This window comes from Edwardsiella ictaluri ATCC 33202, from assembly GCF_000264785.1.
GTDB lineage: Bacteria > Pseudomonadota > Gammaproteobacteria > Enterobacterales > Enterobacteriaceae > Edwardsiella > Edwardsiella ictaluri.
In genome coordinates, this window is record NZ_AFJI01000026.1 from 55,935 (window position 1) to 66,080 (window position 10,146).

Genomic DNA, 10,146 nt, shown 5'->3' on the forward strand with positions numbered 1-10,146 from the left:
TTTCCCATGCCGCCTATTCCCGCGAGCCTAATGACATAGGCGGCATTATTCAATTCAATATATTTATATCCCTGTGCAGTATTTCTTCCTCTGCAATCGCACTGCATGCGCTTTAATATCGGGCATCGTCCTGAATCTCTCCGGCTGTCTTTGCGGACAGCGGTGTTGCCACTGTTGCGCATTTGTCGTTGTGGGCGGCGTTGTTAAACCCGACCTGCAGCGTTGCTATCGGCAGATGGCGGCCAATGATCACCAGCTGAGAACGGCGCGGTTCGCCGGGTGACCAAGGGGAGCCATAGTCAAAGCCGACCACCCGATGAATACCCTGAACCACCAGGCGGCAAGGTTGTTCGGCAATAGCCAGTATCCCTTTATAGCGCAGCATATCGTTGCCGTGGCATTCGACACACCGCTCCATAAAGGCGCCGATGCGCTGGAGATCCAGCTCTCCCCCCTCCAGCAGATGCGCCTGAATGGCGTCATCGACCGCGGTGGCGGGGGCTACTGCGGTGCGAAATGGCTGAAAGCGCGGTGCTGCCGCGGCGTGCGCCGTGACGATATGCAGCCCGCGGGAGAGGCTGAGATCGTCGCTGAGGGTGAAGGCGTGTAGATCCAGCCACAGGGCCGCCGGACAGATACCGTGCTCCACCAGGTACAGCCCGGCCCGCGAGTTGATACGCCGGATGCGGGCGATGACCGCCTCTCGCTGCGTATCGTCGACCCTATCGGCCTTGGTCAACAGGATACGATCGGCAAATCCCAGCTGGGCGGCGGCGACGGGATGCTCGTCCAGCTGGCGCGTCAGGTGCTGACAGTCGGCCAGTGCGATCACCGCGTCCAGACGCAGGGCATCACGCAGCGCGGGCTCGACAAAGAAGGTCTGCACGATCGGCGCGGGATCGGCCAAGCCGGTGCTTTCGATGATGATATGCTCAAACTGGAGCCGTCCGGCGCGGCGCTGGGCCAGCAGATCGCTCAGCGCCGCGCTGAACTCACCGCGTACGCTGCAACAGAGGCAGCCGTTGCTGAGCTCGGTGACTGAAACCGACGCATCGGCCTCCAGCAGGGCGCTGTCGAGGTTGACGGCGCCAAACTCATTCTCCACGATGGCCAGGCGCCGATCGGGGCCGCTGCGCAGATAGTGGTTGAGCAGGGTGGTTTTGCCGGCGCCGAGGAAGCCGGTCAACAGGGTAACGGAAACGGGGCTCTGCATGCTCTCTCCCTGGTTGGCGGGGCGCGTCGGCGCTCCGCGGATAAATAGCGCCGCGTGCTGCCTCTCAGCAGCAGCGGGTGCTGCCTTTGCCGCCGTAGCGGGCATCCTGGCGCTCGCGGAAAAAGTCCTCATAGCGCATCGGCGTCTGCTCGGGATGGGTCAGCCGCATATGCTGGACATAGTTATCGTAATCGGGCACGCCGACCATCAGCTTGGCTGCCTGCCCGAGGTATTTACCGGCCCTGGCCAGAGTATCGAACATAGCTCCTCCGTTGTTGTACCGCGTCGACGTACTGCACCGACGCGGTGTGGCCGCGCTCACACCTGACGCGGATGTTCAGGTAATTTATCCCCGTGCGGCGGTGGCGTCATCGCCTGGTAGGGCACCTCATGCGCGCTGGGCTGTGGGTTACGCAGCGCGGACAGCGCCGTTTTCAGAGAGAACAGCCCCAGCACCACCACCACCACCATAAAGAACAGGGTCAGCCCGGCGTCCAGGCGGTTGTTAAAGACCAGCTGTGCCAGCTGCGACTGGGTGTACTGCGCCGGAATGGCGCCGCTGTCGATCATCGCCTGGAACTTGTTGGCGATGGCGAGGAAGCCGACCCGCGGATCGGCGCTGAAGGTTTTCTCCCAGCCGGCGCTCATGGTGCAGATCAGCAGCCAGGTGGTCGGCAGCAGAGCGACCCAGGCGTAGGCCTGGCGCTTCATGCGGAACAGCACCACGGCGCACAGCATCAGCGCCATGCCCGCCAGCATCTGATTGGCGATGCCGAATAGCGGCCACAGGGTATTGATCCCGCCGAGGGGGTCGACCACCCCCTGGTGGAGAAAGTAGCCCCAGGCCAGCACGCACAGCGCGGTCGCCAGCAGGTTGGCCGGCAGCGAGTCGGTCCTCTTCAGCGACGGCGAGATCACGCCCAGCAGATCTTGTAGCATAAAGCGCGCCGCCCGGGTGCCGGCATCGACGGCGGTCAGGATAAACAGCGCTTCGAACAGGATGGCGAAGTGATACCAGAAGGAGACATCCATCATCCCACCGAGGGCGCCGTGCAGGATATAGGCCATGCCGACCGCCAGTGTCGGCGCGCCGCCGGCGCGGGAGATAATGCTCTGTTCGCCCACCTCGCTGGCGATGGCATTCAGGGCATCCGGTGTGATATGGAAGCCCCAGCTGCTGACCACCTGGGCAGCGGAGGCCACCACGTCGGCGCTGCCGGCCGGTGCCAGGATTGCCAGCGGACTGTTCATGGCAAAGTAGACCCCCGGATCGATGACGCAGGCGGCAACCAGCGCCATGATGGCGACAAAGGACTCCATCAGCATGCCACCGTAGCCGATAAAACAGGCCTGATTTTCATTGGCCAGCATTTTTGGGGTGGTTCCCGAGGCGATCAGGGCGTGGAAGCCGGAGACCGCCCCGCAGGCGATGGTGATAAACAGGAAGGGGAACAGATCCCCGGCCCAGACCGGCCCGCTGCCGTCGATAAAGCGGGTCAGCGCAGGCATCTGCAGGGTCGGGCGCATGATCAGGATGCCGATGGCCAGCCCGACGATGGTGCCGATCTTCAGAAAGGTGGAGAGGTAGTCGCGCGGCGCCAGCAGTAGCCATACCGGCAGCACCGAGGCGACAAAGCCGTAGCCGACCAGCATCCAGGTCAGCTGAATCCCGCTAAAGTCAAAATAGGGGCCCCAGACCGGGCTTTCGGCGACCCATCCGCCGGAGATGATGGCAAAGATCAGGCAGACCAGGCCAAGGATCGACACTTCACCGATGCGTCCCGGCCGCAGGTAGCGGGTATAAATACCCATGAAGATCGCCAGCGGAATGGTGAAGGCGACGGTGTAGGTCCCCCACGGGCTGTGGGTCAGGGCCTTCACGACGATCATCGCCAGCACCGCCAGGATGATCACCATGATCATGAAGGTGGCGATCAGGGCGATCACCCCGGCGGTGTTGCCCATCTCGGTCTTCACCAGCTCTCCCAGCGAGCGGCCGTCGCGGCGGGTGGAGACGAACAGCACCATAAAGTCCTGCACCGCACCGGCCAGAACCACCCCCGCCAGCAGCCACAGCATGCCCGGCAGATAGCCCATCTGGGCGGCGAGCACCGGGCCGACCAGCGGACCGGCGCCGGCGATCGCGGCAAAGTGGTGGCCAAACAGCACCTTCTTATCGGTCGGGACATAGTCCAGGCCATCGTTGTGGCGCACCGCCGGTGTCATGCGCGTGGCATCGACCCCCAGCACGCGTTTGGCGATATAGAGCCCGTAGTAGCGATAGGCGATCAGATAGACGCACACCGCCGCCACGACGATCCACAGCGCATTGATCTGCTCGCCGCGGTTCAGGGCGATGTAGCCGAGCGAGAAGGCGCCGAGGAGCGCCAGCGCGATCCAGAGGAGGTACTTACCAAGATTATCCATAACATTCCTTTTGCTTTTATTTTTCATGCACAGACAAATGGGTTTGCATATAAACAACAATGCCTATGAATAATAATGGAGCGCTCCGCCCGCGATGTTACATTTGGTAATGTTTTGTCGATCTTGCAGAAAGGATCACTGATTGCGCTTGTACAAGATGCAACGAGAGGCGTTATTGCGTGATAAACCCGCGGAAGAAGGCACAGAAAATAGAGGGCAATGGCGCGTCTCTCGTCGGATACGGCTATCGACCGCGCGCGTATTGGCGGCGAGAATTATCTGATTAATGGATATGCGATAGTAATCAATATGCCAATCGGCGCAGAAAAGCGCGGGGGAAAGAGGGGAGGACGAGGGGAAGGAATAAGCTGCGAAGGCCGAGGGATATCGGCCTCCGAAACGGTAAACTCAGGCGTGGCTCAGCTCCAGAGGGCTTTCATAGCCGTGCGCCTGGGCATCGCGGATACAGTCGGCGCGCTGGCGAAAGGTGGCGCCAGAGCAGCAGATAATATATCCGGTTGGCTCCACTTGGCACCAGCGCCACTGGTCATTGGCGATGTTATAGAATTTCCAGTAGGTTTCGTTTTGTACTTGATTCATTTTTTATAACCCGAAGATCGGTGTGCGGCTGACCACAGAGGACAGGCGCGACGGTTAACAGCGTTGAGATAATCGCGGGCGGCATGAAAACGTGGATGACGCCGACGGTGGCCCCCCGAACAGGAAACGCAGCGGTGTTTGCGCAATGAGAAGGGGGCGTAGGCGTGTAACGATTTTCACAGCCAGAAAGCGGCTTGAGCCTCCCTACGGTTCGCCGGGCGCGGTATCCCGCGTCGGCGCTGACCATTTTACTCTGCGTGATGGCGATCAACAATGAGCCTTTGTTAACAGTTTATACAAAATCATCCACTGTCTGCAGGCCGCGGTGAAAAAAGTTGCGCCAGCGCGACGCGAATGAACAGAGTTTGCGCAAATGGCCGGCGGCATCCGGTGCTCGGTGCATGGCGCATCAGGGAACCCCTTGTAGGGATGTCTTCGTCGCGGGCAATGTTCTACCATAGTGATACCCTATTTTTGACCTCGTTAAATGGAAGTCCAATGCGTCAACTAATTGTGCTGCTCCCCCTGGTGGTAATGCTGAGCGCCTGTAGCAGCCATAAACCGAAAATCGCGGCACCGGAGACGGCGGAGCAGGCGCTGAGCCGTAGCCAGTCGGGGGGATTTACGCTGGCGCCCGAGCACGCGCAGTATCAGCCGACCGGCGACTTTGTCCATAGCCCCGCCGCCGCCCAGTTTATCGATACGATGGTGCGTGAGCATGGATTCGAGCGCCGCCAGCTGGAGACGGTGCTGTCGCAGACCCAGCGCCTGGACTATGTGCTGCGCCTGATGGATCGGCAGGCGCCGACCAGCCGCCCGCCCGCCGGGCCAAACGGTGCCTGGCTGCGCTATCGCGACAAGTTTATTACGCCGGACAATATTCAGAACGGCGTGCAGTTTTATAACCAGTATCATGCCGAACTGCTGCGGGCGCAGCAGATCTATGGCGTGCCGCCGGAGATCATCGTCGGCATCATCGGGGTAGAGACCCGCTGGGGGCGGGTGATGGGCAAGACGCGCACTATTGATGCACTGGCCACGCTGGCCTTCGCCTATCCGCGTCGCGCCGACTACTTCCGCGGCGAGCTGCAAACCTACCTGCTGATGGCGCGTGAGGAGGGTAAGGATCCGCTGACGCTGCGCGGCTCGTTCGCCGGTGCCATGGGCTACGGCCAGTTTATGCCCTCGGCGTTTCAGGCCTATGCGGTCGACTTCAACGGCGACGGCCACGTGAACCTGTGGGACCCGGTGGACGCCATCGGCAGCGTGGCCAGCTATTTTAAAGGGCACGGCTGGACGCCTGGCGCCGCGGTCGCGGTGCAGGCCAACGGTCAGGCGCCGGGGCTGGATAACGGCTTTAAGACCCGCTACTCGGTGAGCGAGCTGGCGCAGGCGGGGTTGTCACCCCGGAGCGCGCTGGAGGATGGGCATCAGGTCAGCCTGCTGCGCCTTGATGTCGGCAGCGGTTACCAGTACTGGTACGGTCTGTCCAACTTCTACACCATTACCCGCTATAACCACAGCACCCACTACGCCATGGCCGTATGGCTGCTGGGCGAGTCGGTGGTCCGTTCCGCGGGACGCTGATCCCGCCGTGTCCCCGCGCGGCGTCAGGGCCTGCCGCGGGGACGTTCTCTACGCTGTCCCGTTTTCTCGCCGCCGCGCCGATGCCTCGACGCTTGCGCTTGTGTCGTCTTTGTTTTAGTATTTTCTTAATTAAGTGTTTGCTAAAATAAAGGTGAAGATGATGGATGTCCCCCCCCCGCTACAACAGTTGCAGGTCAGCGCCGATCGGGCGTCAGCGCTGCTGAAGGCCATGGGCCATCCCCAGCGTCTGCTGATCCTGTGCATTCTGCTGGGGCAGCCGCGCGCCGGGGCCGGCGAACTGGCCCGCGCCGTCGGCCTAACGGCTTCGGCGACCTCCCAGCATCTGGCCAGGATGCGCGCCGAGGGGCTGATCGCCAGTGAGCGGGAGGGCACCCACGTACTCTATATGATCCAAAATCCGGCGATCGCCCAGATCATCGCCACGCTCAAAACCTACTATTGCCCATAACGGGAGGCAGCTATGCAGGTGAATACCCTTACACCGCGTCAGGCCAGCGAGATGCTGGCGCAGGGCGCCCGGCTGATCGATATCCGCGATGCGCAGGAGTATGCGCGTGAACACGTTGCCGGAGCGACGCTGGCGCCGCTCTCCGACTGGCAGAAGGGGATGCCGCTGACGCCGTCGCCGTCGGGAGCGGTGATTTTTATGTGTCAGTCCGGAATGCGTTCGGACAGCAACGCGGCGCTGCTTGTCTCCCGCGTGGCGCCGGGCCGGGCCTATGTGATGCAGGGGGGGCTGGCGGCCTGGAAGCAGGCCGGTCTGTCGACGGTGGAGGATCGGCGTCAACCGTTACCGCTGATGCGTCAGGTGCAGATCGCCGCCGGCTCATTGGTGTTATTGGGGGTGATTCTGGGGTATGGCGTGTCGGCGGGCTTTTTCCTGCTCTCCGCTTTTGTCGGCGCCGGTCTGCTGTTTGCCGGGATCAGCGGCTTTTGCGGTATGGCGCGTCTCCTGATGAAGATGCCGTGGAACCGTCGCCTGATCCAGTGATACGTTCAGGCCGCCCAGAGAACCATGGGTAGCCTGAGCGCGATTAAGCCCCCTTGGTGGGTATCGGGAAAGGTGCTCTCGCCGCGGTGTACAGGCGGATCGGGCGATCGCGAACCTGCTGCAGAGGGTGTGCTGGGCGCGGATCTGACTTTCCGGCTGCTGGGTCTGTGCCATCGGCAGGTGTTTATCGACGCCCAGCAAGCTCTTCTGTACCACCTCCTCACTCTGCTTACCGTAGGCCTTGCAGATGCTGGTTTTGATGGGCGCGATCGATTTCTCCTTCCCCATGGTGCCGGAGAGGGCAAAAACAGAGCTGTATTGAGGGTATTGAGGACGATTGGCCTACCGGGCGCATTCCAGCTCCTCGCTGGAAATAAAAGAGCCTGATTGGAAAGAGAATAAGTAAGGGATGGTGCAGCCTGTAGTGGTTGCAGGCTGACGATACCGTTACCTCTTATTACCGCGCTTCTCTCCCGCACGTAGTGCGGCACTGGGCAGGCAGCGAAGCTGTTATTTACGGATTGGTAAAGGATGAAATGATTGAATAGTAGGTTATTGACTGTGTCGTACTGTCGGCGTTGCTGCTGGCCGACTGCGCATCCAGGGTGCCGGAGGAGGAGAAATACGGCAATTATTTTATCCCCGATGAAAATATCACCCGGAAAATGACGGCGTTGGGCCAGCCGATGTTGTACTGGTGGGCGCCCGGGATGGATATGAAGCAGTTTAGCAGCCTGATCTTATGCGTCGCGCCCGAAGACAACGGCGAAGAGCACCAGCGCGGAAAGGCGATGACGGTATCAGCCACGCCGCGTCTGGTCTCAAAGAAGCCGGACAGGCGCCCTTGCCAGGTATTATCCCCGTCAGGCTGACGGACTTGAGCAGCACCGGTCAGTTGAGCATGTCGCAGGTAACGCCGAACAGTGTCTGAACCAACAGGATCCCTCTGTAGCCCGGCATGGTGCTCAGGTACAGGCCGATCAGGCCGGTAGCGATCAGCGCCGCCAGCCCATGGCTTTTCAGATCTTCATGCGGCGTCAGGATAAAGGTGAGCCTGCTGTGCTGGTGATGCTGGCGCTGGGCCGGGATATCGGCGCGGATTTGGCTCTGTACCTGACTCAGGGGACCTTCATCACGTGGGTAGACCCGCACCGAACTGGAGCCGTACTCCTCGGCGAGGGCGCCAGTTCGGTGCGTCTGTACAAACAATAGATACGGCGGGAGAGCGTGATGAGGTGTGAGGCCTCTTGCAGAAGTAACCGGGAGGCGCCGCGACGACGCTTCCGGGGGCCGTCTTAGAACAGGCTGGCACAGACGTTAATCGACAGACCAAGGATGGCCATGTTGAATACAAAGGAGATCACCGACTGCAGCAGAACAATTTTGCGCATCTCCTGAGATCCAACGCAGACGTCGGCGGTCTGCGAGGCGACGGCGATGGTGAATGAAAAGTACATAAAGTCCCAGTAGGAGGGCGCCTGGATCTTGTCGGGAAACAACAGCCAGGGCTCCTCCTGATGGGAATTGGAATAGAACAGGTGGGCGTAGTGCATGGTAAAGCCCATCGGCAGCAGCAGCCAGGAGGAGAGCAGCGTAGAGCCGGTGATAATGAAGTGCAGGATCTTCTGATGGCCACTGATCTGCCCGGCGGTGGCCAGCTCCAGAAACAGCACCAGTACGCTGATGCAGCAGCCGATGACGACGAAGAAGATCACCATCTTGGCACTCTCATCTTCCAGCCGGGTGATTTTGCGGATATCGTGGGCCTTGCGGTTGACGATTTTGGCCAGCAAAAAGAGAATGTACAGCCAGGCGAAGACGTTCCAGCCAAACATCAGGCGGATCGCCGGAGAGAACAAAGGCGTAAGGCAGAGATAGATGACGGTGGCCATCAGTATGGAAAAGAGAAAGCGTGGCCGCCCGTGTAGATAGTGCCTTATTTTACGATAGCCGCGGGTTACGCATGGATTCATTCCAAAAATGTCCTGATTGCCGGAGAAGGGAAAGCGTTGCGCCATTAAGAACAGTGCACTCATTTTAACAATCCTGCCGCAGGGAAGCCATGCCGTGATGAATCGAGCGTATCAGCGCCGTAGTGGGGTGGCGAACCCGATATCGGGAGCGATTGTAAGTACCCCGCATAATCGAGCCATTCAGATTTAGAGATCCTCCGGCATAATCAATCAGCCAACGAAGGAGATTATTGCGCTTAACTTATTGTTTTATAATTGTTAATTATTCTGAATAAGGATAAAAAACGGCGGCCGCTGCGTAATCCCTCACCACTGGCTACGCCGGCAGCACTGAATCAGAGCTGGCCTGTCGATTTTATGCCCGATGCCCTGGCCTGTGGGCCTGTGGTCGTCTTTTCCGCACATTCAATGTGGTTGATGACTTTAACCGTGAGGCGTTATCGATTGAAATCGATCTGAATCTGTCAGCTACTGTGAGTCGTCTGTGTACTCGACAGGATCGCGGCAAACCGCGGCTATCCGGTTATGATGTGCATGGATAATGGGCCGGCATTTATCTCTCTGGCACTGGCGGTATGGGCAGAGAAACATGCAGTAAAACTTGAGTTTATCCAGTCGGGTAAGCCGACGCAGAACGCTTTCATTGAGCGTTTTAACCGGACATACCGTACAGAAATACCCGATTTTTATCTGTTCAGGACGCTGGATAAAGTGCGGGAAATCACGGGAAAATAGTTGTTAGAATATAACTGTGAACGCCCGCATGAATCACTGAACAATATGATGACGGAGGAATGCCGGCAGCACCATTATTCGGCCGAGATCTCAAAAAATGCATGGAAATAAAATAGGTCTATTTATACGCCCATCACCTAAAAGTTCGATTTATTCAACAATGATTATCTCCAGTGACTATCACGCATATGGCGCGTTATGGTTGGTATAATGCTTTACTCAGGGATATATTAGTCAATATCACTTATATGATTTATATTATGATCTCTTGGATGATTCATATCATGGGTGAAGTCATGAGCTACCGTGCTACGCCTGGCTGTATTTTCAGGGTTGAACGCCGGATTTGTTGGAAGATATGCATTTCTTAAATGGTGCTCCGGATAGCGATCTCCACTAACACGAATTCCTTCCCCGTGATATCCTCTTACTGTAGCCTGTTTAAACCCATTCTCATAAAGCGATTTTGCTAAATACTGGGCAGGAGCATAATCTGTTTTCTCACCTATAGGGAGGAAAGAGAGACCAAGGAGATTGATCGGTGAATGGTGTGGATCAGAGTGCTTATCTACGTCATGCTTTGTTACATCATCGACTAG

9 protein-coding genes and 2 pseudogenes are annotated in these 10,146 nt (G+C 58.7%); 4 read left to right on the top strand and 7 right to left on the bottom strand.

Annotation, left to right across the window (positions count from 1 at the left end):
* Nucleotides 1-112 precede the first annotated feature (112 nt).
* From EIEH_RS03605 to EIEH_RS03620, 4 genes are all read right to left on the bottom strand, one after another.
* On the bottom strand, nucleotides 113-1,213 hold the full coding sequence (locus EIEH_RS03605) for a CobW family GTP-binding protein (protein ID WP_015872058.1): 1,101 nt from the start codon (nucleotides 1,211-1,213) through the stop codon (nucleotides 113-115).
* Nucleotides 1,214-1,277: 64 nt separating this feature from the next.
* Nucleotides 1,278-1,475 (bottom strand): YbdD/YjiX family protein, encoded by a 198-nt coding sequence (locus EIEH_RS03610; RefSeq protein WP_015872057.1) that lies wholly within the window; start codon nucleotides 1,473-1,475, stop codon nucleotides 1,278-1,280.
* Between the two features lie 56 nt (nucleotides 1,476-1,531).
* Nucleotides 1,532-3,640 carry a pyruvate/proton symporter CstA gene (cstA, locus tag EIEH_RS03615; RefSeq protein ID WP_015872056.1) on the bottom strand — a complete coding sequence of 703 codons (2,109 nt, stop codon included), beginning with the start codon at nucleotides 3,638-3,640 and terminating at the stop codon, nucleotides 1,532-1,534.
* Between the two features lie 408 nt (nucleotides 3,641-4,048).
* Complete coding sequence (locus EIEH_RS03620) at nucleotides 4,049-4,240, bottom strand: hypothetical protein (protein ID WP_015872055.1); 192 nt, start codon at nucleotides 4,238-4,240, stop codon at nucleotides 4,049-4,051.
* Between the two features lie 498 nt (nucleotides 4,241-4,738).
* Here EIEH_RS03620 and mltB point away from each other — a divergent pair, with 498 nt between their 5' ends.
* The 3 genes from mltB (at nucleotide 4,739) to EIEH_RS03635 (ending at nucleotide 6,839) form a co-directional block, all read left to right on the top strand.
* The gene (mltB, locus tag EIEH_RS03625) at nucleotides 4,739-5,827 is read left to right on the top strand and encodes a lytic murein transglycosylase B (RefSeq protein ID WP_015872054.1); all 1,089 of its coding nucleotides are present in this window, start codon (nucleotides 4,739-4,741) and stop codon (nucleotides 5,825-5,827) included.
* Between the two features lie 160 nt (nucleotides 5,828-5,987).
* Nucleotides 5,988-6,296, top strand: coding sequence for an ArsR/SmtB family transcription factor (locus tag EIEH_RS03630; protein ID WP_015872053.1), 309 nt, complete (start codon nucleotides 5,988-5,990; stop codon nucleotides 6,294-6,296).
* Between the two features lie 12 nt (nucleotides 6,297-6,308).
* Nucleotides 6,309-6,839 (top strand): rhodanese family protein, encoded by a 531-nt coding sequence (locus EIEH_RS03635; protein WP_015872052.1) that lies wholly within the window; start codon nucleotides 6,309-6,311, stop codon nucleotides 6,837-6,839.
* Nucleotides 6,840-7,623: 784 nt separating this feature from the next.
* On the opposite strand, the pseudogene EIEH_RS19425 reads toward EIEH_RS03635, so the two are convergent.
* Together EIEH_RS19425 and EIEH_RS03655 are read right to left on the bottom strand one after the other, a co-directional pair.
* Nucleotides 7,624-7,841 (bottom strand): annotated as a pseudogene (locus tag EIEH_RS19425) (MFS transporter); the annotation flags it as partial.
* 293 nt (nucleotides 7,842-8,134) lie between these two features.
* A complete protein-coding gene (locus EIEH_RS03655; protein ID WP_015872048.1) occupies nucleotides 8,135-8,812 on the bottom strand; it encodes a DUF1345 domain-containing protein in 678 nt (225 codons plus the stop codon).
* A gap of 273 nt (nucleotides 8,813-9,085) precedes the next feature.
* On the opposite strand from EIEH_RS03655, the pseudogene EIEH_RS18795 reads away from it, so the two are divergent.
* A pseudogene (locus tag EIEH_RS18795) lies at nucleotides 9,086-9,658 on the top strand (transposase); the annotation flags it as partial.
* A gap of 119 nt (nucleotides 9,659-9,777) precedes the next feature.
* Here EIEH_RS18795 and EIEH_RS19235 read toward each other — a convergent pair.
* On the bottom strand, nucleotides 9,778-10,146 hold a 369-nt coding region (locus EIEH_RS19235; protein ID WP_160162445.1), incomplete at its 5' end, for a hypothetical protein.

Bases quoted from the DNA above. Each gene is read 5' to 3' on its own strand.
- EIEH_RS03605 (WP_015872058.1), bottom strand. From the start codon at position 1,213: ATGCAGAGCCCCGTTTCCGTTACCCTGTTGACCGGCTTCCTCGGCGCC.
- EIEH_RS03610 (WP_015872057.1), bottom strand. From the start codon at position 1,475: ATGTTCGATACTCTGGCCAGGGCCGGTAAATACCTCGGGCAGGCAGCC.
- cstA (WP_015872056.1), bottom strand. From the start codon at position 3,640: ATGGATAATCTTGGTAAGTACCTCCTCTGGATCGCGCTGGCGCTCCTC.
- EIEH_RS03620 (WP_015872055.1), bottom strand. From the start codon at position 4,240: ATGAATCAAGTACAAAACGAAACCTACTGGAAATTCTATAACATCGCC.
- mltB (WP_015872054.1), top strand. From the start codon at position 4,739: ATGCGTCAACTAATTGTGCTGCTCCCCCTGGTGGTAATGCTGAGCGCC.
- EIEH_RS03630 (WP_015872053.1), top strand. From the start codon at position 5,988: ATGGATGTCCCCCCCCCGCTACAACAGTTGCAGGTCAGCGCCGATCGG.
- EIEH_RS03635 (WP_015872052.1), top strand. From the start codon at position 6,309: ATGCAGGTGAATACCCTTACACCGCGTCAGGCCAGCGAGATGCTGGCG.
- EIEH_RS03655 (WP_015872048.1), bottom strand. From the start codon at position 8,812: ATGAATCCATGCGTAACCCGCGGCTATCGTAAAATAAGGCACTATCTA.